The organism is Isoptericola variabilis (genome assembly GCF_050311655.1).
Taxonomy (GTDB): domain Bacteria; phylum Actinomycetota; class Actinomycetes; order Actinomycetales; family Cellulomonadaceae; genus Isoptericola; species Isoptericola variabilis.
Genome location: NZ_JBNOZM010000006.1, coordinates 192,215 through 216,628 on the forward strand (window position 1 = coordinate 192,215; position 24,414 = coordinate 216,628).

The 24,414-nt window shown below is 74.1% G+C and carries 24 protein-coding genes, 1 tRNA gene and 1 other RNA gene; 7 read left to right on the top strand and 19 right to left on the bottom strand.

The window, feature by feature from the left end; all coding sequences use genetic code 11:
• Positions 1-33: 33 nt before the first annotated feature.
• Positions 34-501 (bottom strand): DUF6194 family protein, encoded by a 468-nt coding sequence (locus ACQP60_RS14710; RefSeq protein WP_429734067.1) that lies wholly within the window; start codon positions 499-501, stop codon positions 34-36.
• A gap of 39 nt (positions 502-540) precedes the next feature.
• Between ACQP60_RS14710 and ACQP60_RS14715 the strand changes: the two genes are divergently transcribed.
• The gene (locus ACQP60_RS14715) at positions 541-1,284 is read left to right on the top strand and encodes a MerR family transcriptional regulator (RefSeq protein ID WP_429734069.1); all 744 of its coding nucleotides are present in this window, start codon (positions 541-543) and stop codon (positions 1,282-1,284) included.
• Between the two features lie 41 nt (positions 1,285-1,325).
• On the opposite strand, the gene ACQP60_RS14720 is transcribed toward ACQP60_RS14715, so the two are convergent.
• Positions 1,326-2,441, bottom strand: a complete 1,116-nt coding sequence (locus ACQP60_RS14720; RefSeq protein ID WP_429734071.1) for an aspartate-semialdehyde dehydrogenase — start codon at positions 2,439-2,441, stop codon at positions 1,326-1,328.
• A 7-nt stretch (positions 2,442-2,448) separates the two neighbouring features.
• Positions 2,449-3,753 carry an aspartate kinase gene (locus ACQP60_RS14725; RefSeq protein WP_429734073.1) on the bottom strand — a complete coding sequence of 435 codons (1,305 nt, stop codon included), beginning with the start codon at positions 3,751-3,753 and terminating at the stop codon, positions 2,449-2,451.
• Positions 3,754-3,928: 175 nt separating this feature from the next.
• Between ACQP60_RS14725 and ACQP60_RS14730 the strand changes: the two genes are divergently transcribed.
• Positions 3,929-5,695 carry a peptidoglycan recognition protein family protein gene (locus tag ACQP60_RS14730; RefSeq protein WP_429734075.1) on the top strand — a complete coding sequence of 589 codons (1,767 nt, stop codon included), beginning with the start codon at positions 3,929-3,931 and terminating at the stop codon, positions 5,693-5,695.
• On the opposite strand, the gene ACQP60_RS14735 is transcribed toward ACQP60_RS14730, so the two are convergent.
• From ACQP60_RS14735 to ACQP60_RS14765, 7 genes are all read right to left on the bottom strand, one after another.
• A complete protein-coding gene (locus ACQP60_RS14735) occupies positions 5,692-6,468 on the bottom strand; it encodes a TSUP family transporter (RefSeq protein WP_429734077.1) in 777 nt (258 codons plus the stop codon). The genes ACQP60_RS14730 and ACQP60_RS14735 overlap by 4 nt on opposite strands.
• 39 nt (positions 6,469-6,507) lie before the next feature.
• The gene (locus ACQP60_RS14740; RefSeq protein ID WP_429734079.1) at positions 6,508-7,077 is read right to left on the bottom strand and encodes a DUF5063 domain-containing protein; all 570 of its coding nucleotides are present in this window, start codon (positions 7,075-7,077) and stop codon (positions 6,508-6,510) included.
• A gap of 73 nt (positions 7,078-7,150) precedes the next feature.
• Positions 7,151-7,750 carry a recombination mediator RecR gene (gene recR, locus ACQP60_RS14745; RefSeq protein ID WP_429734081.1) on the bottom strand — a complete coding sequence of 200 codons (600 nt, stop codon included), beginning with the start codon at positions 7,748-7,750 and terminating at the stop codon, positions 7,151-7,153.
• Positions 7,751-7,810: 60 nt separating this feature from the next.
• A complete protein-coding gene (locus ACQP60_RS14750; RefSeq protein WP_429734083.1) occupies positions 7,811-8,416 on the bottom strand; it encodes a response regulator in 606 nt (201 codons plus the stop codon).
• The gene (locus tag ACQP60_RS14755; RefSeq protein WP_429734085.1) at positions 8,413-9,696 is read right to left on the bottom strand and encodes a sensor histidine kinase; all 1,284 of its coding nucleotides are present in this window, start codon (positions 9,694-9,696) and stop codon (positions 8,413-8,415) included. The genes ACQP60_RS14750 and ACQP60_RS14755 overlap by 4 nt, the downstream gene beginning before the upstream one ends.
• A gap of 25 nt (positions 9,697-9,721) precedes the next feature.
• Positions 9,722-10,561: an ABC transporter permease gene (locus ACQP60_RS14760; protein ID WP_429734087.1), complete on the bottom strand. Its 840-nt coding sequence runs from the start codon at positions 10,559-10,561 to the stop codon at positions 9,722-9,724.
• Entirely contained in the window at positions 10,558-11,538 is a 981-nt protein-coding gene (locus ACQP60_RS14765; RefSeq protein WP_429734089.1) for an ABC transporter ATP-binding protein, read from the bottom strand. The genes ACQP60_RS14760 and ACQP60_RS14765 overlap by 4 nt, the downstream gene beginning before the upstream one ends.
• A gap of 124 nt (positions 11,539-11,662) precedes the next feature.
• Here ACQP60_RS14765 and ACQP60_RS14770 point away from each other — a divergent pair, with 124 nt between their 5' ends.
• Positions 11,663-12,184 (top strand): NUDIX hydrolase, encoded by a 522-nt coding sequence (locus tag ACQP60_RS14770; RefSeq protein WP_429734091.1) that lies wholly within the window; start codon positions 11,663-11,665, stop codon positions 12,182-12,184.
• A 56-nt stretch (positions 12,185-12,240) separates the two neighbouring features.
• Here the strand turns inward: ACQP60_RS14770 and ACQP60_RS14775 are convergent, their stop codons facing one another.
• The 7 genes from ACQP60_RS14775 to ffs form a co-directional block, all read right to left on the bottom strand.
• A complete protein-coding gene (locus ACQP60_RS14775; RefSeq protein WP_429734093.1) occupies positions 12,241-12,645 on the bottom strand; it encodes a VOC family protein in 405 nt (134 codons plus the stop codon).
• Complete coding sequence (locus tag ACQP60_RS14780) at positions 12,642-13,079, bottom strand: NUDIX hydrolase (protein WP_429734095.1); 438 nt, start codon at positions 13,077-13,079, stop codon at positions 12,642-12,644. The genes ACQP60_RS14775 and ACQP60_RS14780 overlap by 4 nt, the downstream gene beginning before the upstream one ends.
• Before the next feature lies 1 nt (position 13,080).
• Positions 13,081-15,723, bottom strand: a complete 2,643-nt coding sequence (locus tag ACQP60_RS14785; RefSeq protein ID WP_429734097.1) for a DNA polymerase III subunit gamma and tau — start codon at positions 15,721-15,723, stop codon at positions 13,081-13,083.
• Positions 15,724-15,946: 223 nt separating this feature from the next.
• The gene (locus ACQP60_RS14790) at positions 15,947-16,609 is read right to left on the bottom strand and encodes a methionine ABC transporter permease (protein WP_429734099.1); all 663 of its coding nucleotides are present in this window, start codon (positions 16,607-16,609) and stop codon (positions 15,947-15,949) included.
• The gene (locus ACQP60_RS14795; protein WP_429734101.1) at positions 16,609-17,820 is read right to left on the bottom strand and encodes a methionine ABC transporter ATP-binding protein; all 1,212 of its coding nucleotides are present in this window, start codon (positions 17,818-17,820) and stop codon (positions 16,609-16,611) included. Before ACQP60_RS14795 ends, ACQP60_RS14790 begins: the two co-directional genes overlap by 1 nt.
• Positions 17,821-17,936: 116 nt before the next feature.
• Entirely contained in the window at positions 17,937-18,830 is an 894-nt protein-coding gene (locus tag ACQP60_RS14800) for a MetQ/NlpA family ABC transporter substrate-binding protein (protein ID WP_429734103.1), read from the bottom strand.
• A gap of 424 nt (positions 18,831-19,254) precedes the next feature.
• An RNA gene (ffs, locus tag ACQP60_RS14805) (signal recognition particle sRNA small type) lies at positions 19,255-19,351 on the bottom strand.
• A gap of 159 nt (positions 19,352-19,510) precedes the next feature.
• Between ffs and ACQP60_RS14810 the strand changes: the two genes are divergently transcribed.
• Both ACQP60_RS14810 and ACQP60_RS14815 read left to right on the top strand, forming a co-directional pair.
• A tRNA-Ser gene (locus ACQP60_RS14810) sits at positions 19,511-19,595 on the top strand.
• 115 nt (positions 19,596-19,710) lie between these two features.
• The gene (locus ACQP60_RS14815; protein WP_429734105.1) at positions 19,711-20,490 is read left to right on the top strand and encodes a methyltransferase domain-containing protein; all 780 of its coding nucleotides are present in this window, start codon (positions 19,711-19,713) and stop codon (positions 20,488-20,490) included.
• Positions 20,491-20,497: 7 nt separating this feature from the next.
• On the opposite strand, the gene ACQP60_RS14820 is transcribed toward ACQP60_RS14815, so the two are convergent.
• Complete coding sequence (locus ACQP60_RS14820; protein WP_429734107.1) at positions 20,498-21,802, bottom strand: glycoside hydrolase family 6 protein; 1,305 nt, start codon at positions 21,800-21,802, stop codon at positions 20,498-20,500.
• 212 nt (positions 21,803-22,014) lie between these two features.
• Between ACQP60_RS14820 and ACQP60_RS14825 the strand changes: the two genes are divergently transcribed.
• Both ACQP60_RS14825 and ACQP60_RS14830 read left to right on the top strand, forming a co-directional pair.
• Positions 22,015-22,311 carry a type II toxin-antitoxin system VapB family antitoxin gene (locus ACQP60_RS14825; RefSeq protein ID WP_380320948.1) on the top strand — a complete coding sequence of 99 codons (297 nt, stop codon included), beginning with the start codon at positions 22,015-22,017 and terminating at the stop codon, positions 22,309-22,311.
• Between the two features lie 61 nt (positions 22,312-22,372).
• Entirely contained in the window at positions 22,373-23,008 is a 636-nt protein-coding gene (locus ACQP60_RS14830; RefSeq protein WP_429734109.1) for a LytR C-terminal domain-containing protein, read from the top strand.
• A gap of 19 nt (positions 23,009-23,027) precedes the next feature.
• On the opposite strand, the gene ACQP60_RS14835 is transcribed toward ACQP60_RS14830, so the two are convergent.
• Positions 23,028-24,386 (bottom strand): uracil-xanthine permease family protein, encoded by a 1,359-nt coding sequence (locus tag ACQP60_RS14835; protein ID WP_429734111.1) that lies wholly within the window; start codon positions 24,384-24,386, stop codon positions 23,028-23,030.
• Positions 24,387-24,414: the final 28 nt, after the last annotated feature.

Below are 24,414 nucleotides of genomic sequence, written 5' to 3' on the forward strand. Positions count from 1 at the left end.
CCCTTCCACGCACCTCGCCGCCCCGGCCCCGCGTCAGCCCCGCGCCCGGCGACGACGCTCGTACCGCCGGCGGGCGTCGTCGTGGGCCTCACGCAGCAGGTCCAGGACCTGCGGCGTCGTCCGGTCGGCCGGGTTCACGACGCACACCCACCCCAGCTCCCCGTACACCGGGTGCGGGAGCAGGACGTCGGCCTCGACGTCGCCCCACGCCACCTCGCCGCCCACGAGCCCCCGCGCCCGCTCGCGGCCCACGTGCGCGTTGACCCGCCACCGGCCGGGCCGGTCGAGGTCGCAGGAGGTGTCGTCGGGGTAGTTCTTCGTGACGACCGTGCCGTACGGCTGCACGGTCGTGGGCACCTGCCCGTCCGGGGCGTAGTAGAAGAACGCGTCGCCCCACGCGATCTCGGGCGTCCCGTCCCCTGCGCGGGGCTCGAGGACGAGGGCGCCCTCGAGCCGCCGCACGGCCGCGATGATCTGATCCATGCTCGTCGGTATCGTCATGCTTCAAGCGTGACCTTGAAGTGCTTCTGTGGGGTGAGGATGGATCGTCCGCTGCGTACCGTCGACGTCGCCCGCGCCGCCGGCTACTCCGTCCAGCAGGTGCGCGACCTCGAACGGCTCGGCGTCCTGCCGCCCGCGGAGCGCGGTCCCCACGGCTACCGCGCGTACGACCCGCGCCACGTCCTGGCTGCTCGCGCCTACCGGGCGCTCGCCACCGCCGTCGGACCGGTCGTCGCGCGGCGCACGATGGCGGGGCTTCAGGGGGCGCCGCTTGCCGAGGCCGCCGCCGCGGTCGACGACCTGCACGCACAGCTCGCCACGGAACGCACGAGAACCCTCCAGGCGCTCGACGCGCTGGGGTCGATCCGGGGCGAACCCGCAACGCCCTCCCCCGGGAGCAGCCTGACGATCACCGAGCTCGCCGACGCGCTCGGGGTGCGCGCCTCCACGCTGCGGCACTGGGAGGCCGAGGGGCTGCTGACGCCGGAGCGGGTGGGCTCTCTCGGCGCGCGCGTCTACGACGTGCCCGCCGTCGCCGCCGCCCGCGTGGTCGCCGCCCTCCGCGCCGCGGGGTACGGCATCCCCGCGCTGCGGGACGTCGTCGCCGCGCTGGGTGGGCTCGGCGGCACCGCCGACGCCGAGGCCGCGCTGCGGGAGCGGCTGGAGCGGATCGCCGCCCGGTCCGTCGCCCTCCTCAGGGCCGGGGCCGACCTCGCCGCCGTGGTGGACAACCCGGGCCGTCCGCAGCCCCGAACGCCGAACAGGCACTTGCGCACCCTCTGAAGGCTCAGAGGGTGCGTAAGTGCCTGTTCGGCGGTGTGGTGTCAGGCCGGGGTGGCCTCCGCCGCGTCGACGTCGTCGAGCGCGTCGAGCTCGGCCAGGTCGGCGGCGACGATCTCCGCGATCTGCACGGCGTTGAGGGCCGCGCCCTTGCGCAGGTTGTCGTTCGACACGAACAGCACGAGACCGCGCCCGCCGGGCACGGACTGGTCGGTGCGGATGCGGCCGACGAACGACGGGTCGGCGCCCGCCGCCTGCAGGGGCGTCGGGACGTCCGCCAGCTCCACGCCGGGCGCGCCGGCCAGCAGCTCGCGCGCCCGCTCGGGCGTGATCGCGGCACCGAACTCCGCGTGGATCGCCAGCGAGTGCCCGGAGAACACCGGCACGCGGACGCAGGTCCCCGCGACGGCCAGGTCGGGCAGGCCGAGGATCTTGCGGGACTCGTTGCGGAGCTTCTGCTCCTCGTCGGTCTCGCCCGAGCCGTCGTCCACGAGGTTGCCCGCGAGCGGCAGCACGTCGAACGCGATGGGCGCGACGTACGTCGAGGGCTCCGGGAACGTCACGGCCCCGCCCGAGTGCGCGAGGCCCTCGAGGTCGCCGGCGACGGCGGCGCGCGCCTGGTCGGCGAGCTCCTTGACCCCGCCGAGGCCCGACCCGGACACCGCCTGGTAGGTCGCGACGCGCAGCCGCTCCAGCCCGGCCTCGTCGGACAGCGGCTTGAGCACCGGCATGGCGGCCATCGTGGTGCAGTTCGGGTTGGCGACGATGCCCTTGGCCGCGTCGGCGATCGCCTCGGGGTTCACCTCGGAGACGACGAGCGGCACCTCGGGGTCGAGGCGCCACGCGGACGAGTTGTCGATGACGACGGCGCCCGCCTCGGCGAACCGCGGCGCGTGCTCGCGCGACGTGCCGCCGCCGGCCGAGAAGATCGCGACGTCGACGTCGGCGAGGTCGTCGGTGGCCGTGGCCGCGACGTCCTCCACGACGACGTCCACGCCCTCGAACGGCAGCGTGCTGCCCGCCGAGCGCGCGGAGGCGAAGAACCGCAGCTCCTTGACCGGGAACGCCCGCTCGGCGAGCAGGCGGCGCAGGACGCCGCCGACCTGGCCGGTGGCGCCGACGACGGCGACGTTGACCCCGGACTCGTTGATCTGGACCATCAGCGCGTCACCGCCCGGTGCCGGCGTAGACGACGGCCTCGCCGTCGGCGGAGTCCAGGTCGAACGCGGTGTGGATGGCGCGCACGGCGTCGTCCAGGGCGTCCTCCCGGGTGACCACCGAGATGCGGATCTCCGAGGTGGAGATCATCTCGATGTTGATGCCCGCGTCGCGCAGGGCGCCGAACAGGCGCGCCGAGACGCCGGGGTGCGACTTCATGCCCGCGCCGACCAGCGACAGCTTGCCGATCTGGTCGTCGTACTGCAGCGACGCGAACCCGAGCTCCTCCTGCAGCGCGTTGAGCGCGGCCAGGGTGCTGGGGCTGTCCGCGTGCGGCAGCGTGAACGAGATGTCCGTGAGCCCGGTGTGGGCCGCCGACACGTTCTGCACGATCATGTCGATGTTCGCGCCGGCGCCGGCCACGACCTCGAAGATGCGGGCCGCGGTGCCGGGCTTGTCCGGCACGCCGACGACGGTGATCTTGGCCTCGCTGCGGTCGTGCGCGACGCCGGAGATGATCGGGGCTTCCATCTGGGTTTCCTCCTGCTCGGCCGCCGGGGCGTTCGGGTCGATCGCGTCGCCGTGCGTGCCGGTGACGAGGGTGCCGGTGGTGTTGCTGAACGAGCTGCGCACGTGCACGGGCACGTCGTAGCGGCGCGCGTACTCCACGGCACGCAGGGCGAGGACCTTCGCACCCGACGCCGCGAGCTCGAGCATCTCCTCGTAGGTGACGCGGTCGATCTTGCGAGCGTTCGGGACGATGCGCGGGTCGGCGGTGAACACGCCGTCGACGTCGGTGTAGATCTCGCAGACGTCGGCGTCGAGGCCGGCCGCGAGCGCGACCGCCGTCGTGTCCGAGCCGCCGCGGCCGAGCGTCGTCACGTCGTTGGTGGAGCTGACCCCCTGGAAGCCCGCGACGATCGCGACCTGCCCCTTCTCCACCGTCTCGCGGATGCGGTGCGGCACCACGTCCACGAGCCGGGCGCGGCCGTGCACCGCGTCGGTCATGAGGCCGGCCTGCTGGCCGGTGAAGGACTTCGCCTTGACCCCGAGGTTCGTGATCGCCATCGCGAGCAGCGACATCGAGATGCGCTCACCGGAGGTGAGGAGGATGTCCAGCTCGCGCTGCGGGGGGAGGGGGGTGATCTGCCCGGCGAGGTCGAGGAGCTCGTCCGTGGTGTCGCCCATGGCGCTCACCACGACGACGACGTCGTTCCCCGCTCGCTTGGTCGCGGCGATCCGCTTCGCCACCCGCTTGATGCTGTGGGCGTCGGAGACGGATGATCCGCCGTATTTCTGCACGACTAGTGCCATTGTCACAACCTTCTGCTGGCCGGCCTCCGTCTCTCTCAACGGTCCGCCGGGGCGTGTGCTTGCCCGTCGATGGTACGTGCCGTCCCGGCGGCACCACCGCTGCCGTCTCGCATCGTGACCCGCGCCGGTCTAGGTTGGCGTCGTCCCCCTGCCATCCGCGCCAGGAGACCGACCGATGACAGCACCCCGCTGGACATCCGCTGCCGCCACCGCCGTGGCGCTCACCCTCGTCGCCGCGGGCGCCCCCGCGGCCGTGGCGGTGCCGCACCTCCCGCGGCCCGCCACGACGTCCGCCGGAGGCACCGCGGGCGACGACCCGTCCGCCGTCGCGGCGACCGTCGAGGTGACGCCGGCGGCACCGCCGGGTCCCGGCACCGCCAGCTCGTTCGGCTCGGACGAGGCGCGGGCCGCGAGCGACGACGTCGTCATCGCCGCCTCCGACGTCAGCGGGTTCGCGACCGTCGGCGTCACCTGGTCGGGCCGCGCCGACGCCGACCTGGTGATCCGGGCCCGCACCTCGGACGACGACGGTGCCACCTGGTCGCCGTGGAGCCCGATGGAGGTCGAGGCCCCTGACCCCGACGCGACCGAGGGCGGGACCGCGCCCCTCGTCGTCGGGGACGTGGACCGGGTCGAGGTGACGGTCGAGAACACGGCGGCCGAGGACGTGCGCGGCGTCGGGCTGGTCACCGTCGACCCCGGCGAGGGCGCGGTGGACCGCGCGGCCTCGGACTCGTCGCTCGACGCCGACGGGGGCTTCTCGCCGTTCGGGATGGGTGCCGGCGGCGCCGTGTCGCTCGCGGGCGCCGTGGCGACCGGGGACCAGCACGACGGCCCCGCCATCCGCTCCCGCGCCGACTGGGGCGCCGACGAGTCCCTCATGACGTGGACCCCGCGGCAGGGTCAGGTCAAGGGCGCGATCATCCACCACACGGCCGGCACCAACAGCTACACGTCCGCGCAGGTGCCGTCGATCATCCGCGGCATCTACACGTACCACGCGAAGACCCGCGGCTGGGGCGACATCGGGTACAACTTCCTCGTCGACCGGTGGGGACGCATCTGGGAGGGACGCGACGGCGGCGTCGAGCTCGAGATCGTCGGCGCGCACGCGGTGGGGGTGAACGACGAGACCGTCGGGGTGTCGGTGCTCGGCAACTACGACCAGGCCACGGTCAGCGACGCGGCCGTCCGCGGCGTCATCGACCTGCTGGCCTGGAAGCTGTCGCTGCACGGAGTCCCCGCCCGCGGCTACACCACCCTCGACGGCGCGCGCGAGGCCCGGATCTCCGGGCACCGGGACGTCGGCAGCACCGCCTGCCCGGGAGCCTCGATCTACCGGCGCCTGACCGAGATCCGCAGCAAGGTCGAGGACGGCCAGGCCCGGTGGCGGCACCTGTGGAACACGAGCACCGGGTACCTCGTCGAGTACCGGCCCCGCGTCCCGAGCGGCGAGGTCTGGTTCGTCTCCGGCTCCACCCGCCATCTCATCACCAGCACCGGGGCCCGCGCGGCGCTGGCGAAGCGGCTCGGCCGCGCCTCGTACGCGAGCCGGTCCTTCCTGACGAGCCTGGCCCGCGGCACCGACTTCGACTCCCGCTGGGCCCGGGTGCCGTCCGGCCGCTACGTCATGCTCGACGGCGACGGCGACCTCATGTGGGCGACGTCCTGCGGCACCGTGCGCCACTGGGGCGGCGACTGCGCCGACCCCCGCATCCCCGACCGGGCCAAGAACGCCTTCGACGTCGAGCACATCTCGTACTTCGCCAGGTCCGAGCGGACGGGCTACCTCTACCGGCTCCACGACGGCCGCAGGGAGCGCGTCTACACCCGGGACGCCTGGTGGCGGCTCACCCGCGCCGTCGGCTGGAGCGAGCTGCGGGACGTGAAGGTCACGTCAGCGCTGCTGAACGAGTTCCCCGCCGGCCCCTCGCACCGTTAGGCCCCGGTGACGACGTCGTAGGCCAGCTTGACGATCAGCGCGCCGACCACGACGACGAAGATGACGCGCACGAACGCGCTGCCCTTCGCCACGGCCATGCGTGCCCCGACGTACGCGCCGACGAGGTTGGCCGCGCCGATCATCAGGCCCAGGCCCCACAGCACGGCGCCGTGGGGCACGAAGAACAGCAGCGCGCCGAGGTTGGTCGCGAAGTTGACGATCTTCGCCAGCGCGGACGCCGGAAGGAAGGCGTAGCCCAGCACGCTCACCAGCGCGATGACGAGGAACGTGCCGGTTCCCGGGCCGAGCAGTCCGTCGTAGGCGCCGATGACGAGGCCGATGCCCGCGGCCGTCCAGCGGTGCCGGTTGCCCTCCCAGCGCAGGTTGTCGTGCGCACCCAGCTTCGGCTTGAGCACGGTGTACGTGGCCACGCCGACGAGCACCACGAGGATGATCGGCTTGAACAGGTCGGCCGGGATGCGGCTCGCGAGCGCCGCCCCGCCGAACGCCCCGGCCAGCGCGGCGAGCGCCATCGGGCCCGCCGTCGTGAGGTCCGGGCCCACGCGCCGGTAGTACGTGACGGCGCTGGTGGACGTGCCCATGATCGAGCCGAGCTTGTTCGTGGCCAGCGCCTGCACGGGCGAGATGCCCGGCACCAGCAGCAGCGCGGGAAGCTGGATTAGGCCGCCGCCGCCCACGACGGCGTCGACCCAGCCGGCCGTGAGCCCGGCCAGCACGAGCAGCACGATGGTGAGGGTGTCGAGGTCGGGCACGCGGGGAATCCTCGCACGGCGCCCGGGTGGGCCACCCTCTCAGGAGTGCAGGGCGTCGTACTCCGCCTCGGCGGCGACGTCGTCCGCGACGTCGAGCCGCAGGTGCGCCAACACCCCCTGGAGCACGCGCAGCGCCGACGACGCGCGCTCGCCCCACGACGACAGGTAGCTGAACTGCCACCACCACAGGCCCTCGAGCTCGTGGCCGTCGTCGAAGTGCTGCAGGCCCTTGGCGATCTCCTCGGCGACGCACGCCAGGTCGCCGGACAGCGTCGCGGGTGCGACGTCGGCGCTCAGCGCCGGGTCGGACACCTCGACGTAGTCGTCGAAGCCGTCGAACATCTGCGCCAGCGCGTCACGCAGCGGGTCGACGTCGGTCTCGGGGCCGGCGTCCGGCTCCCACCGCTCGGCGGGGACGACGTCCACGATGGCGGCGAGGCGCGCGCCCGCGGACAGCAGGTCGGACGTCGCGAGGATGAGCAGCGCGATCTCCGCGCCCGGGGCGGCGCCGGACGCCACCTGCGTCGTCGTCGACAGGAACACGCGCGCCTGCGCGGACATCTGCTCGGCGACGTCCCGGAACTCCGAGCCTGGCTCGATCTCCCCCACGGTCCTGCCCCCTCCCGCCGCGGTGACGGCGTCGGTGCTGCTGGTCGGCGCCCGGCGCGGGCGTCTCGGCTGGTCAGCCGCCGACGACCCGCCGGCCCTCGAACGCGCGCCCGAGGGTCACCTCGTCCGCGTACTCCAAGTCTCCCCCGACGGGCAGGCCGCTGGCCAGACGGGAGACGGTGACGCCCATGGGCCCGATGAGCCGCGACAGGTACGTGGCCGTGGCCTCGCCCTCGATGTTCGGGTCGGTGGCGAGGATGACCTCGGTGACCGTGCCGTCGGCGAGGCGCGTCATGAGCTGGCTGATGCGCAGGTCGTCGGGGCCGACGTTCTCGATCGGGTTGATGGCGCCGCCGAGCACGTGGTACCGGCCGCGAAACTCGCGCGTGCGCTCGATCGCGACGACGTCCTTGGGCTCCTCGACCACGCAGATCACGTCGTCGGAGCGGCGCGGGTCGGCACAGATGCGGCACCGCTCCGACTCGGCGACGTTGCCGCACGTCTCGCAGAACTGCACGCGCGCCTTGACCTCGGTGAGCGCGTCGGCGAGGCGGCGCACGTCGGCCGCGTCCGCCGCGAGCAGGTGGAACGCGATCCGCTGCGCGCTCTTGGGCCCGACGCCGGGAAGGCGGCCGAGCTCGTCGATCAGGTCCTGGACTGCGCCCTCGTACACAAGGGTCCAGCCTACGGGCTGGCGGGGACGGTCCGGCCGCCCCGGCGCCCGGACCGCCGCTCAGACCCAGCCCTGGGCGCGCGCGAGCCGCGCCGCCTCGTGCCGGTTGGCGACGCCGAGCTTCGCCACCGCCGAGGACAGGTAGTTGCGCACCGTGCCGGGGGCCAGCGCCGCGCGCTCGGCGATCTCCTCGACGGGCGCGCCGTCCGCCGCGAGCTCGAGCACGTCCGCCTCGCGGGCGGTCAGGGGCGAGTCGCCCGCGGAGATGGCGTCGGCGGCCAGCTCCGGGTCCACGTACCGGCCGCCGCCGGCCACCTGCCGGACGGTCGCCGCCAGCACCGCCGCGGACGCCGTCTTCGGGAGGAACCCGCGCACCCCCGCCGCGAGCGCCTTCTTGAGGTGCCCGGGCCGCCCGTGGCTCGTCACGACGACGACGCCGCACCCCGGCGCCACGGACCGCGCGCGCTCCGCGACCTCGATGCCGTCGATGCCGGGCATCTGCAGGTCGAGCACCGCGACGTCGGGCCGGTGCCGCCCGATCACGGCGACCGCCTCGGGGCCGCTGCCGGCCACCGCCACGACCTCCAGGTCGGCCTCGAGGTCGAGGAGCTGGGCGACGGCGTCGCGGATGAGGGTCTCGTCGTCGGCGAGCACGACGCGGATCATGCGGCGACCTCCCTGGTGGGGGCGGGGTGCTCGGGCGGAGGCGCGGGCACGCGGGCGGTGAGCACGAACCGGTCGCCGCGCGCCTCGGCGTCGAGCGCCCCGCCCACCGCCGCCAGGCGCTCGCGCAGCCCGACGAGCCCCGCTCCCCCTCCGTCGGGGGCGGGCGGGGTGGCGCGGACGCCGTCGTTGGTGACCGTGAGCGCCAGCTCGGGTGCGCCGCGACCGGCGGGCCTGCGGAGGTCGGCGAGGTCGATGCGGGCCTCGCGGGCGTCGGAGTGCCGCACGATGTTGGTGACGCCCTCGCGCACCACCCACGCCAGGGCCTCGGCCTGCGGGGCCGCGAGGTCGGGCACGTCGCCGACGACCCGCACCGAGACGCCCGCCGCCCGCAGGACCGACCGCGCGCCGTCGAGCTCCGTGGCCAGGTTCGCGCTGCGGTAGCCGGCGACGACGCCGCGCACCTCGCGCAGCGACTCCTGCGCGAGGGTGCGCACCTCGTCCATCTGGTCCGCGCCGCGCGGGTCGCCGCGCCGGGCCAGCGCCGCGGCCAGCTCCGACTTCACGGCCACGGCGGACAGGGCCCGCCCGACGACGTCGTGCATGTCGCGGGCGATGCGCAGCCGCTCCTCCGCGACGGCGAGTCGCGCCGCGACCCCGCGGGCGTCGTCGAGCCGGCGCACGACCTCGACCATCCACATCGACATCCGCACCGTGCCGCCCCAGAACATGGTGAAGACGAAGACCACCGCGCCGGCGAGGACCGAGGCCGCGACGGGCTCGACGCCCGCGAGCACCCGGAGGACGGCGACCACCGCCCCGACGACGATCCCGGCGAGCACCACCCGCCGGTACCGGCTCGCGACGGCGAGCGCACCGCAGGCTGCCGCGCCGCACACCCCGATCATCAGGCCGCGCGGATCGTCGCCCAGGCCCCCGCCGGCCAGGGCGGGGAGCACCGCCACCGCCGCCACGGCGACGGCGACGGTCGCGAGCAGGAGGGCGACGACGACGGGACGCGGCCGCCGGCCGGACCACAACGCCCGGTCGAACCCGGTGTGCACCGCGGCCAGGCACAGGCCGGTGTGCGTGAGCACCAGGACCACGAGGGCGGCGGCGCCGCCGGCCGACGGTGTCACCCCGAGCCGGGACAGCGCCGCCACCGCGTAGAGGGAGAAGAACGGCTCGAGGAGCACGAACATGTACAGGCTCACGCGCGTGTACAGCTCGACCCCGCGAGCACCGCCGGTGCGCGGCACCGCGGTCGGCCGGTCGGTCGTCACGGGGCCAGCCTGCCACGCGGGTGGGTCACCGCCGCGGCTCCCACCGCATCCACCGCCGGGAGGCGAGCACGCCGAGCGCGGTCCACGCCGCGAGCACGACGACGGGCACCGCGGCGGCGCCGAACGTCTCCGCGAACGTCACCACCTGGCCGTCGCCGTCGATCCCGCCGGCGCCGAGGAGCATGAGGTCGGTGATCGGGCGCAGCGGGGTGAACGTGCCGATCGTGTCGAGCACTCCGCTCGACGCGCCGGGCGCGCCGAAGAGGCCGGCGAACGGGATCGCGACGATGAGCAGCGGAAGCGTGGTGAGCTGCGCGGACTCCACGGTCCGGGACAGCCCGGACGTCGCGGCGGCCAACAGCGTGAGCATCGCGGCCCCGCCGAGCACGGCCACCACCACGAGCAGCGGGTTGACGAACGCGGGCGGGGCGAGGAACACCGACACCGCGACGATCCCCAGCACCGTCTGCGCCAGCGCCACCACGACCGCCGGGACGGCCGTACCGACCAGGATCTCCCCCCGGGAGCACTCGCCCACCAGGTAGCGCTTGAGCACCAGCTCCTCGCGCCGGGCCACGAACGCGACCGTGAGGTTGTAGTAGACGACGAACGCGAGCGCCATGAACGTCAGCAGGTTCAGCAGCAGGGTGGCCGTCGCGGCGGGGGCACCGCCGTCGCCGACCGTGCCGAGGGCGGCGAACAGCGCCACCGTCATCGGCGGCAGCGCGAGCGCGTTGAACAGCGCGGTGCGGTTGCGCACCAGCAGGCGCAGCTCCGCGCGGGCGAGGGCGGCGACACGGCGGGCGCCGCCGCCCGTGCCCGTCGTGTCCCGGCGAGGGGCGGGGGTGGTGGTCGTGGTGGTCATGCCGCTGCCTCCGTGTCGGTCGTGCGGGTCGGGCCGGGCGCGCCCGCAGCGGCGTCGTCGAGGGCGAGGAACGCCTGCTCGAGAGACGCCGCGCGGGCATCGAGGTCGTCGAGCCGCAGGCGCCGGGCGTCGGCCCACTGCAGCAAGGTGAGCAGGTCGTCCTGCAGGCGCGTGGTGCGCAGCCGCAGGCGGCCCGTGCGGTCCACGTCGGGGACGCCGACGACGCCGGCCAGCGCGGGCAGGTCCGTGACGGCCGGGGTGACGGCCCGGCCGGTCTCGTTGCGCACCACGGCCTCGACGCGGGCGGGCTCCGCGGCGACGACGTCGGCGACCGACCCGGTCCGCACCACCCGGCCGGCCTGCATGATCGCGATGCGGTCGGCGAGCTGCTCCGCCTCCTCCAGGTAGTGCGTGGTGAGCAGCACCGTGGTGCCGGCGTCGAGCATGCCCTGCACCAGCGCCCAGGTGGCGCGGCGGCTCTCCGGGTCGAGGCCGGTCGTGGGCTCGTCGAGGAAGAGGAGCTCGGGGTCGCCCATCGTCGCGAGCGCCAGGTCCAGGCGGCGCTTCTCCCCGCCCGAGAGGCTGGCGACGCGCACGTCGGCGCGGTGCTCCAGCCCGACGGCGGCGAGGACGTCGGCGACCGGGCGCGGGCGGGACAGGGTGCCGGCCCAGGTGCGCGCCGTCTCCGCGACGGTGAGGTCGCCGGAGAACCCGGCGCTCTGCAGCATGATCCCGAGCGAGCCGACGACGTGCCGCCGCTCGCGGTACGGGTCGCGACCGAGCACCCGGACCGTGCCGCCCGAGGCGGGCGCGAGCCCCTCGACCAGCTCGACGAACGACGTCTTGCCCGCGCCGTTGGTGCCGAGCAGGGCGACGAGCTCGCCGCGGTGGACGTCGAGGTCGACCCCGCGGACGGCCTCGAACGTGCCGTACCGGCGGCGTGCCCCGCGGACGTGGACGATGGGTTCCGAAGTCATGCCTCCACCCTCGCGGCGGGGTGTCGTCGCAGGTAGTGCCACCCGTCACCGGGTTCCGTGAGGCGCGCACGGGTGCGTCGTGACATCTGTCATGCCGGGGCGACCGGTGCGGCAGGATGCTCGCATGGACGGGTCCGCTGACGAGGTCGTGGCGCTGTACGACGAGGCGGGGCGCCCGTGCGGGGCGGCGCCGCGGTCCCGGGTGCGCGCGGAGAACCTGCGGCACGCGGCCACCGCCGTCGTGGTGCGCAACGGCGCCGGCGAGGTGTACGTGCACCGCCGCACCGACACGAAGGACCTGTATCCCGGTCGCTACGACTTCTGCGCCGGCGGCGTGCTGCGCGCCGGGGAGGACCCGCTGGAGTCCGCGCGCCGCGAGCTGGCGGAGGAGCTCGGCGTCACCGGCGTGGAGCTGGTGCCGCTCGGGTTCGCCGACTATGCCGACGACCGCACGCGGATGCGCGAGTTCCTCTACGAGTGCACCTACGACGGACCCGTCACCTGGCAGCCCGAGGAGGTCGCCTGGGGCGCGTGGGTGGCGCCCGCCCGCTTCCTGCGGATGCTCGACGAGCTGCCGTTCATGCCCGACTCCGTGGCCAACCTCGCCGGCTGGCTGGGCGACCTGCGCGCCGCCCTGCCGAGGTAGTTCGGGCTCTCGCGAGGTAGTACCGGTCCGCGCGAGGTAGTGCCGGCCCGCAGCGGTCAGTCTGCGACGAGCTCGGCCTCGAAGCCGTCCGCGTCCTCGAGATAGGCAGCGTGATGGCCGGGGCCGCCGGCGTACGGATGCCGGTCCGCGTAGAGCAGCGTCCACCCGTGCGCGGGTGCGGCCGCGACGAGCACGCCGAGCTGCGCGCGGGACCCGGCGTGCAGGGCGAGGTGGTTCAGGCCCGGGCGGCGCCGGTCGTGGGTGGCGGCGGAGAGCGCCGGGCTCTGCTCGACCACGACGTAGCCGTCGTCCAGCAGCCACGATCGCCCGTGCTCCCACGACTGGTGCGGGCGGTAGCCGAGCTCGCCGAGGAGCCAGCCCCAGGAGCGCACGGCGCGCGAGAGGTCCGGCACCCAGAGCTCGACGTGGTGGATCGCGCCGCGGCGCGGCCCCGAGCTCATCGGGCGGCGACGTCGGCCATGAGGTCCGCGGACAACGGCGCGAGCGGGTGCGGCGCGACCGGCGCGGCTGGGTCGACCCAGGCGTGCTCCTCGAGCTCGGCGCGCGTCTCGACGGCGAACCCGACGGGCAGGGCGACCTCGAAGACGTGCGCGTCGACCACGTGGTCCGGCTCGTTGGCGGCGACGGCGGTCCGTCGCCCGAGCGGGCGGACGGCGGCCGGGTCGACGACGAGGCCGATCTCCTCCGCGCACTCCCGCACGAGCGCGGCGAACGGATCCTCGCCGGGCTCGATCTTGCCGCCCACCTGCATGAACGCCGTCGTGCCGCGCTTGCGCACGAGCAGCGCACGGCCGTCGTCGCGCACGATGACGGCCGCGACGATGTGCAGCGTGGTGGCGCCTCCGGGGATGGTGCTTCCGGTGTGGCTGGTCATGTCAGGGCTGCTCCGCGATCTCCTCGATGATCTTGCCGTCCAGCACCTGCACCACGAGCTGCACGCCGACCATCCCCGTGGACGTGATGTCGGGGTCGTCGGCGGAGGGCTCGTCGTCGGCGGGGTTCCCGCCGGACGCGGGCGCCCACGTCGACCGGCCCGTCGACCGACCCTCCGACTGCTGCGCCTCGCGCACCCGGCGCTCGGCGGCCTGCCGCGGCGTCTCGCGCGCGGGCGGGGCCGCGGCGGACGCCGACGGAGCGGTCTGTGCGGCCGGTGCGGGCGCGCTCGCGACCTGCGGGCTCGGCGCGGCCTCGGGCGCGGGCCGCGGCGCCGGACGGACGGGGGTCGCGGCGGCCGGCTCGTCGAGCGGCGGCTCGGGCTCGTCGTCGGGCGGGGGCTCGTGCAGGGAGACGCCCGCGAGCCAGGCGGCGTCGGCCTCGTCGATCGAGGCGACCTGCGACGCCTGCGGCTGCGGGGCCTGTCGCGAGGGCCCCTGCGGCGCAGGCGGGTCGACGACCGCGACGGCCGCGTGCGGGCGAGGGTCGCTCGCCGCGACCGTGGTGGCGGAGGCCCGGGGGCCCGCCCCCGGGCCGGCACCCGTGACACCACCGCCGGACCGACCCTCGCCGGCCGAAGGGACACCGGGCCGCGCAGGGCCGTCACGGCGCACGGAGACGTCGGGCTCCTCGGGAGCGTCGCCGCCCGGCTCGGACGCCGCAGAAGCGCTGCTGCCCGCCTCCCGCGGCCGCGGGCCGGGCTCGTTCTCGACGATCTCGACCCGCACGGCGACCCCGAGCGCCTGGTAGACGGCGTCCGAGATGGTCTCCGGCCGCCCGCGGCGCGCCAGCCCGACGACGGCCGGCGCGAACCCGAGCCGCAGCACGTCGCCCTCGAGGCTCTTCACCTGGGCGTTCTCGCCGAGGAACGCGGCGGCCTGCGGGCTCTGGATGGCGGCCAGGACCTCGCGCCAGCGCCTCCGGACCACCTCGGACGTGACGGCCGGCGCCACGGGCTCCGCCTCGACGACCGGCGCGGGCTCCGGCTCCGGCTCCGGCTCGACGTCCGGCTCCGGCTCCGGCTCCACGGAGGCTGCCGGACCGTGCTCGACGGACCCCGCGGGCTCGACCTGCTCGTCCGCCGCCGGTTCCTCGACGGAGGGGGCGGGCTCGGCCGCGTCGGCCTCCGCGGGCTCCGGCTCGACGGGCGCAGCGGCCTCGACCGGCTCGACGTCCGCGGGCTCCTGCTCCGGCTCGGCGGCGGGCGCCGTCTCGGTGACACGCACGGGCTCGGGGTCGGGCTCTGCGGCCGGGCGCCGGCTCGCCTGCAGGGCGGCTCGGGCGGCGGCGGCACCGCTCAGCCCGCCGGCGCTGCCCGCCGTCGTGGGCCGGCTCGTGGTCTCGGTGGCGGGCTCCGTCGTGGACGCCGCCGGGGCATGACCGTCGGCGGGCGGCACGGGCGCGCCGCCCGCCGCGATGACGCCGCGCTCGAGGCGGTCGATGCGCGCCGCGAGCCCCTCGGCGCCGTCGTCGGCGCCGGGCAGCAGCAGGCGCGCGCAGAGCAGCTCGAGGTGCAGCCGGGGCGAGGTGGCGCCGGTCATCTCGGTGAGCGCGGCGTTGACGAGGTCCGCGGCGCGCGACAGCTCGGAGACCCCGAGACGGCCCGCCTGGACACGCATCCGCTCGAGCTGGTCGGCGGGTAGCCCGCGCAGCACGGCCTCCGCGGCGTCGCCGGAGACGGCGATGACGATGAGGTCGCGCAGCCGCTCGAGGACGTCCTCGACGAACCGCCGCGGCTCGTGCCCGGTGGCGATCACCTGGTCGACCACGCGGAAGATCGAGGCGCCGTCGCGCGCGGCGAGGGCGTCGACGACGTCGTCGAGCAGGGTGGCGTGCGTGAACCCGAGCAGCCCGACGGCGGTGTCGTACTCGACCACGCCGTCGGTGGCGCCCGCGATGAGCTGGTCGAGCACGGAGAGGCTGTCTCGCACGGACCCGCCGCCTGCGCGGGTCACCAGCGGCACCACGCCACCGCCCAGCTCGATCCCCTCGGCGGCGGTGAGCTGCTCGAGGTACGGGCCGAGCACGTCCGGCGGCACGAGCCGGAACGGGTAGTGGTGGGTGCGCGACCGGATGGTGCCGATCACCTTGTCGGGCTCCGTCGTTGCGAAGACGAACTTCACGTGCGGCGGCGGCTCCTCGACGATCTTGAGCAGGGCGTTGAAGCCCTGCGGCGTCACCATGTGCGCCTCGTCGAGGATGAAGATCTTGTACCGGTCGCGGGCGGGCGCGAACGTGGCACGCTCGCGCAGGTCGCGGGCGTCGTCGACGCCGTTGTGGCTGGCCGCGTCGATCTCGACGACGTCGAGCGAGCCGGGGCCGCCGCGCGCCAGCTCGACGCACGACGGGCACTCGCCGCACGGGGTGTCGAGCGGGCTGTCCGGGGTGTTCCGCGCGCAGTTGAGCGTGCGCGCGAGGATGCGGGCGGACGTCGTCTTGCCGCAGCCGCGCGGGCCGGAGAACAGGTACGCGTGGTTGACGCGCCCGCTGCGCAGGGCCTGCATGAGCGGTGCGGTGACGTGCTCCTGGCCGATCACCTCGGCGAACGTCTCGGGCCGGTAGCGGCGGTACAGGGCTGTCGTCACCCGGCCACCTTAGACGCCGCAGCCGACACCGACGAGGCCGCTGCACGGGGGCGCCGTCGGCGGGGCGGGCGCGGCCGAGCTGGCCGACTACGCCGCCGGAGACCTCGCGACGACGCACCTCGTGGCGGCCGGGCAGGTCGTCTGACTATCGACGTAGTCACTGGCCACGATTCCCGGCCGGGAACCATGGACAGGTACTACGTCGAGGTCCCGAGAACCTGACTCAGCGGTGCAGCACCTTGCGCGCCAGGCGGTTCCCCACCCACTGCACGACCTGCACGATGACGATGATCACGGCGACGGTGACGAGCACGACCATCCAGTTGTAGCGCTGGTAGCCGTACCGCAGGGCGAAGTCACCGAGCCCGCCGCCGCCGATGAGGCCGGCGATGGCGGACATGTCGAGCACCGCGATGAACAGGAACGTGTAGCCGAGGATCAGCGGGGCGAGCGCCTCGGGGACCAGCACCGTCATGATGATGCGCCAGGACGACGCCCCCATCGCGCGGGCCGCCTCGACGACGCCGGGGTCGATGCCCACGAGGTTCTGCTCGACGATCCGCGACGTGCCGAACGCCGTCATGACCGACAGCGGGAAGATGAACGCCTCGGTGCCGAGCGTCGTGCCGACCACCTGCAGCGTCACCGGCCCGAGCAGGGTCACGAAGATGATGAACGGGATCGGGCGCACGATGTTGACGACCACGTTGAGGACGCCGAACACGGTCTTGTTCGCCAGCAGGTTGCCCGGCCGGGTCACGTAGAGCGCGAGCCCCAGCGCCAGGCCGGCGATGCCGCCGGTCAGCAGCGCGATCGTCACCATCTGCAGGGTCTGGCCGAACGCCTCCCACAGCAGCGGCCACAGGGTGGACCAGTCGCGGTTCATCAGGCACCTCCGAGGTGGCCGTGGCGCAGGACGGCGTCGCGGGCGACGCCGTACGGGTCACCGAGGTCGTCGGCGGGATCGGGACGCTCGCCCTGCGGGTCGTGCTCCGCGCGGACGGCGCGCGGGTCGTCGACGGGTCGCGCCGCGGTGCCGAGGTCGACGACGTCGGCGTGCTCGCGCAGCGCGGCGAGGAAGGTCGTGATGCGGTCGTCGGGGGCGACGAGCTCGACGGTGAGCGAGCCGAACGGCCGCTGACCGACCTCGCTGATGCCGCCGAAGACGACCGAGCCGTCCACCTCGTGCTCGCGCAGCAGGCGGAAGAGCTCGGTGCCCGAGCTCGCGCCCTCGCGCACCCCGACGGTGACGAGGCGGCCGGGGTGGCGCTCGCGCAGCCGGGCGAGGGCGTCGGGCGAGGGCCGGTCGTGCATGGACGTGCCGACGAACCGCTGGGCGGCGTCGGCGCTGGGCGCGGAGAAGACGTCGTACACGTCGCCGACCTCGACCACCTTGCCGTGCTCCATGACGGCGACGCGGTCGCACAGGGAGCGCACGACGTCCATCTCGTGCGTGATGACGACGATGGTGAGGCCGAGCTCCGCGTTGACGCGGCGCAGCAGGGCCAGCACGTCGCGGGTGGTCTCGGGGTCGAGGGCCGACGTCGCCTCGTCGGCCAGCAGGATGGTGGGCGACGTCGCGAGGGCGCGGGCGATGCCCACGCGCTGCTTCTGCCCGCCGGAGAGCTGGCGCGGGTAGGCGCGCGCCTTGTCGGACAGCCCGACGAACTCGAGCAGCTCCGCCACCCGGGCGGCGCGCTTCTCCTTGGGCCAGCGCGCCACCTTGAGCGGGTAGGCGACGTTGCCCGCGACGGTGCGCGAGCTCAGCAGGTTGAACTGCTGGAAGATCATGCCGATCCGCGCGCGGATCGCGCGGACCTTGCGCTCCGGGAGTCCGGTGAGGTCGGTGCCCTCGACGAGCACGGAGCCCGCCGTGACGGTCTCCAGCGCGTTCACCAGGCGCACCAGCGTGGACTTGCCCGCGCCGGAGTAGCCGATGACGCCGAAGATCTCGCCCGCGCGGACCGTGAGGGACACGTCGTCGACGGCGTGCACCGCGCGGTCGCCCTCGCCGAACGTCTTCGACACCCCGCGCAGCTCGATCGCCGGCGTCCCGGGGGCCGGTCCGGCCGCGTTGTCGCTCACGGTCTCGCTCACCTGTTCGTCCTCACTGTGCGCTCGTCGTCCGCTGTACCGGGCCCGCGTGTGTCCATCGTGCCCAGCACGACGGCCGGGGCGCGCGGGCTGGCCCGCGCGCCCCGGCCGTCGTCGGGTCAGGAGGCGTTGCGGATGTCGTCCTCGAGGCCGGACAGGATCTCCTGCAGCTCCTCGGGCGAGTTGTCCTTGATGACGGCGGTGTCGCCGGAGGCCTTCTGCTCGGCCGCGACGACCTCGTCGGAGTGGGAGATCTCGACCAGCTTCGCCAGGTCCGGGTCGTCCTTGTCCTCGGCGCGCGCGACCCACACGTTGATGTACGGCGCGGCGGCCTCCGAGTCGGGGTCGTCCTGGAAGAGGGCGCTGGCAGGGTCGAGACCGGCGTCCTCGAGGAAGTCGTTGTTGACGATCGACGCGTCCACGGACTTGAGCTGGATCGGCGTCTGCTCGGCGGCGACCGGCGTCACGGTGACCTTGGAGCTGGGCAGCACGTCGGCCTCGGTGGAGACGGCGCTGCCGCCGTCCTTGAGCTCGATGAGGCCGGCCTCCTGCAGCACGAGGAGCGCACGGGCGAGGTTGGTCGGGTCGTTCGGCACGGCGACCTCGCCGCCGGCGGGGATCTCCTCGAGGGAGGCGTGCTTCTCCGAGTAGAGGCCCAGCGGGTAGACGGCGGTGGCGCCGATCGGCGTCAGGTCGTCGTCGGCGTCGACGTTGTAGCCGGCGAGGAACTGCAGGTGCTGGAACTGGTTCGCGTCCAGCTCGCCCTGCGAGAGCGACGGGTTGGCCTGCGTGTAGTCCTGCAGGTCGACGAGCTCGACGTCGAGCCCCTCCTCCTTGGCCTTGTCGGTGAAGACGGCCCACTTGTCGTCGGACGCGCCGACGACGCCGATGCGGAGGGTGCCGTCGCCCTCGGCGTTGCCGGAGCCGCCGCCGCAGGCGGACAGGGCGAGGGTGGACGCCGCCGCGATCGCGGTGACGGCGAAGAGGCGGGTGCGGGCAGGGTTCCGGGACATGGTGGTCCTTCCGGGCAGGCGCCGGGTACGGCGCCGATGAGCGGGGTGGGGTGCGGCGGCCACGGCCATCAGCTCGAGGCGGCGGGAAGAGAGGTTCCCCGGCGGGCCGGGGAGGGGCGACGACGACGTCGTCGGGCGCGATGCCGGTGAGGCGTCAGCCGAGCACGCACATTCGGCAGGTGGTCATGGGGCCCGTCGTCATCGCGGCGCGGCACATCTCGCCGCGACGGCAGGAGCGCGCGGTCGAGGTTGCTGCGGTGGCGATGCGGGACATGCCCTCAGAGTGACCACCCGCGGCCCGGTTCACCAAGCCCGGGGCCGGGAAATCTCACGCAGTGGACGAAATCGCGTCCACATCATGGATTCTGTGACCCGCGGCACTCTCGCGACGCTGCGGAGGCGGGTCGGCCGTCGTGGCTGGGACGTGAAGGACCCCCCGCACACCCACCAGAGCTCACTTACCCTTGCTGCCTTCCGGCCCTGGGGGAGTTCGGCGAGATGGTGCCGCACGAGGGGTCTGCCCGACAGCCTAACCGAGACCCCACCCCGTCCCGAAACCGGCGGCGGTAAAACGGCGGAGCCAGGGCAGAGACCGCCGTCACCCCCGCAGGATTCGGAGCCACGGCAGGGTGTCGGCTATTCTTCTGGGGCTGCCCGCGCAGGATGCGGGTCGCGCTCCAGGAGGATTCGCCTAGCGGCCTATGGCGCACGCTTGGAAAGCGTGTTGGGTTCACGCCCTCGGGGGTTCGAATCCCCCATCCTCCGCCGGCAGACGGGGCCCGCACCACACGGTGCGGGCCCCGTCGTCGTCTCCGGCGCCGCCGCACCGACGACGACAATGTCGTTGGCAACCACGAGGCCGAGCCCGGACGATGGCGGGATGGACCGCACGTTCGACGAGCTCGTCGCCGAGGCCGACGCCGCGCCGATGTCCGGCTGGGACTTCTCCTGGCTGGAGGGCCGCGCCACGGAGGAGCGGCCGAGCTGGCGCTACTCCCGGCTGCTGCACGAGCGGCTCGCCACGGTCGACGCCGCGCTCGACCTGCAGACCGGTGGCGGCGAGGTGCTCGCCGCGGCGCCGTCGCTCCCCCGCCTCCTGGTCGCCACCGAGGGCTGGCCGCCCAACGTCGCCGCCGCGACGCGGCTGCTGCACCCGCTCGGGGGCGCCGTCGTCGCGCACGACGACGCCGCCACGACCGAGCACCCGGACGGCACCCCGCTGCCGTTCGCGGACGGCGCGTTCGACCTCGTCACCAGCCGGCACCCGGTGGTGCCGCGCTGGACGGAGATCGCGCGCGTGCTGCGGCCGAGCGGCACGTACCTGGCGCAGCACGTCGGGCCGGCGAGCGTCTTCGAGCTCGTCGAGTTCTTCCTCGGCCCCCAGCCCGAGGAGGTCCGGCGCGGCCGCGACCCGGAGGACGAGGTGGCCGACGCCCGCGCGGCCGGGCTCGAGCTCGTGGACCTGCGGGCCGAGCGCCTGCGCATCGAGTTCCACGACGTCGGCGCCGTCGTCTGGTTCCTGCGCAAGGTGGTGTGGATGGTGCCGGGGTTCACGGTCGACGCGTACCGGACCGAGCTGCGCGACCTGCACGAGCGGATCGTCACCGACGGACCGTTCGTCGCGCACTCGGCCCGGCACCTGGTGGAGCTGCGCCGGTAGGCGAACCTCAGCCCAGCGCGGGCACCGCGAGCTCGACCAGCTCGTCCGCCTGCTCCACGAACCACTGCCCGGCGGGCGGGTCGACCATGCCGCGCTCCGGGTCGAGCGGGCCGCCCGTGCCGCGGAAGCACTGGCCGTCGGACTCCCCCGGCACCTTGATCCACAGGTAGGCGTCGACCAGCGGCTCGCCGGTGTCCAGCGTGGGCCGCAGCCCCAGCCCGCGCCCGGGCGGGTTGCACCAGTCCTCGGCGTCGGAGTACGAGTTCTCGGACGTCGCCGGGTCCCACGGACCCTGCCCGTTGCGCGAGGTGTCGACGACGAACGACGTCGTGGGCCGCACGTCACCGAGCTGCTCGGCGTACCGGGAGTCCACGCCGGCGGTGCTCAGCGCCGGGTCCGTGGCGTCCGCCGACCAGCGCCCGTAGTGCGACATCTCCACGCCCGACCAGTCGTTCGCGGGGCCGCCGTTCCAGTACTGGTTCCCGCAGTCGGCGACCGCCCCGCCCACCTCGGTGACCAGCGCGAGGCACGACGAGATCCATCGGCCGTACGCCTCGGAGTTCTCGGTGTACTGGTAGTTCGACGCGTTCAGGAAGAAGCCGTCCGCCCGCTCGACGCCGGCCTTGAGCAGGCGGTCGGCGTTGTCGCCCACGTTGAGCCACTTGCTGTTGCCCGCGTCGAGGTAGACCTTCGTGCCCGGCAGCGCGGCCAGGGTGTCCACCGCGTGATTGAGCATCGCGAACCGTTCCGCCGCGGCCGTCGCGGGGTCGGCCTCTGCGGGCTGGCACCACTCCTGGTTCCCCTCGACCGTCGTGTACCAGGGGATGATGCCGAGCCCGTCCGGCTCGAGGATCACGACGGCCTGCTTGTTCCCGATCCCGCGCGCGAACCCGTCGATCCACGCCGTGTACTCGGCGAGCGACGTCGCGCCGCCCGCGGAGTACTGCGCGCAGTCGCGGAACGGGAGGTTGTAGGCGACCAGCACGGGGACCGCCTTGTCGGCGTGCGCGTGCACGACGACGTCCTTGACGTCCTGCTTCACCTCGCGCGGCGTGCCCCCGGTGAACCAGGTCGCCGAGGGGACGCCCGCGAGCGCGAGCGCGTCGTCGCGCGCGTCACCGGTCAGGCCCAGGTCCTCGACGTGGCCGATCGTCGAGCTGTCCGGGTCCACCCACAGCTGCGGGTCGGGCGGGGGTGGCGGCGCCGCCGAGGCCGAGAGACCGCCCAGGGCGAGGCCCCCGGCCGCGGCGAGGACCAGCGCCGACCTGAGCGCCGTCGGGACGGAGGGGCGACGAGAGGAACCGAGGACCACGACGATCTCCCTTGATCGGTACCGGTCGGCGCTCCCGGATGAGAGCGCTCCCATGCTGATGCGGCTCCCAGCGTCCCACGACCGCGCGCCCGGCGAAAGAGGCGAGCCGCGATGCGGTCGGACGGCGTCCGTGACGGGATCGTGACGGGATCGTGTCCGTATCGCGAGGCACCATCGCGGCCGGTCACAGGCTCGCCCCTACGATGGCAGCCATGATCTTCAAGGCCGTGGGGGACGGCCGTCCCTACCCCGACCACGGGCACGTCACCGCCAAGGACTGGGTGGACGTGCCGCCACGCCAGGTGCGCCTCGACGAGCTCGTCACCACCAAGCGCACGCTGGACCTCGACCACCTGCTCGCGGAGGACTCGACGTTCTTCGGCGACCTCTTCGCCCACGTGGTGGAGTACCAGGGCGTGCTGTACCTCGAGGACGGGCTGCACCGCGCCGTGCGGGCCGCTCTCCAGCAGCGGCCCGTGCTGCACGCCCGGGTCCTCGTGCTCCGGTGACTCCCGCCACGACCGGCGGCGCTCCCGCGAACGATCCCCCGAACTCGGGTAGTTTCTTCGCGTGACATCACCTGCCCCTGACCCGGTCCGCGAGACTCGCCGCAAGCGCGAGCACGAGCGGCAGGCCGTGGTCTTCGGGCTCCTCATCGCGTTCCTGCTGCTCGCCGGCCTGGCGGCCGCCGCGATGTACTCGGGCGCCATCAGCTCACCCTTCTCCCGGCCCATCTACACGCCGGTCGCCGAGGCCCCGCAGCCCGAGCCCTGCCTTCCCCAGGTCAAGGGCCAGCCCGACGGCGCGCTGCCCGTGCCGTACTCGAAGGTCAAGGTGCGGGTCTACAACGCCGCCGACGGCAGCTCGCCGCTGGCGAGCGCGAACGGGGACGAGCTCAGCGACCGCGGTTTCGACGTCGTCGACACCGGCAACTGGCTGGAGAAGCTGGGACAGTCCGAGGTCCGGTTCGGCACCAAGGGCATCACCCGCGCCTACACCCTCGCCGCCCAGTACCCCGACGTCCGCCTCGTGCTCGACGACCGCAAGGGCGCCACCGTCGACCTCCTCGTCGGCGAGGAGTACAGCCCGCCCCTCAACCAGGACGACGTGCTGCTGGACGCCGAGACCCCGATGAAGGACGCCGAGGGGTGCGTGCCCGCCAGCGAGATCACCCCGATCTCCCAGGTGTCCCTGCCCAAGGACTAGGGCAGGGTCACCCCGGTCGTCAGTCCGTCGCCCCGGCCGCGGCGGGCGCCGACGCCGGCGAGGCCGGCTCCTGGCCGGTGCCACGCCACCGCGCGATCGCGCGCATGCCGTGGTAGATCACCAGCGCGGACGCGGTGCCGATCGCGATCCCCTCGAACGTGAGCTCGCCGGCAGAGAACGTGAAGTTCGCGATGCCGATGATGAGCGGGACGGCGGCGGTGGTGAGGTTCACCGGGTTGCCGAAGTCGACCTTGCCCTGCACCCAGATGCGGGCGCCCAGGATGCCGATCATGCCGTAGAGCATCGTCGTCGCCCCACCCAGGACGCCCGCCGGGATGGTGGCGATGAGCGCCCCGAACTTGGGCGACATCGACAGCAGCAGCGCGGTGACCGCGGCCACCCAGTACGCGGCCGTCGAGTACACGCGCGTCGCGGCCATGACGCCGATGTTCTCGGCGTACGTCGTGGTGCCGGAGCCGCCGCCGACGCCGGCGAGGGTCGTCGCGAGGCCGTCGCTGAACAGGGCCTTGCCCGCGACGTCGTCGAGGTTCTTGCCGGTCATGGCCGCCACGGACTTCACGTGGCCCACGTTCTCCGCGATGAGCACCAGCACCACGGGGACGAAGAGGCCCAGCACCGCCGGCTCGAAGGTCGGCGTGACGAAGTGCGGGAAGCCGAACCAGCCGGCCGACCGGACCGCGTCGAAGCTCACCTGTCCCTGGAGCAGCGCGGCGACGTAGCCGATCACCACGCCGACCAGGATCGACAGGCGGCCGATGATGCCCTTGAACAGCACCGTGACGAGGATGATGGCCGCCAGGGTGATCGTCGCCGTGAGCGGCGCGGCGCGGAAGCCGCTGTCGCACGCCTGCACGATCTCGCCGTCGACGACGGACTCGGTGCACGTGCCCCAGGCGGCGGGTGCCAGGTTGAGGCCGATGAGCGCGACGATCGTGCCCGTCACGACCGGCGGCATGACGACGTCGATCCACCGCGCGCCGGCGAAGTGCACCAGCGCGCCGATCGCCGCGAGCACGAGGCCGGTGACGAGGATGCCGCCCACGGCCACCGACTCCCCGTGCGACGCCGTCGCTGCGGTGATGGGGGCGATGAACGCGAAGCTCGACCCCAGGTAGCTGGGCAGCCGGTTGCGCGTGATCAGCAGGAACAGCGCCGTGCCGATCGCCGAGAAGAACAGCGTCGTCGCGGGCGAGAACCCGGTGATCAGCGGCACGATGAACGTGGAGCCGAACATGGCCACCACGTGCTGCATGCCGATGCCGATGGTGCGCGGCCAGCTCAGCCGCTCGTCGGGGGCGACGACGTCGCCGGGGGCGACGTGCCTGCCGTCACCGTGCTTGGTCCAGCCGAGGCTCATGGTGCTCCGTCCGTCGGGCCCGCGTGCG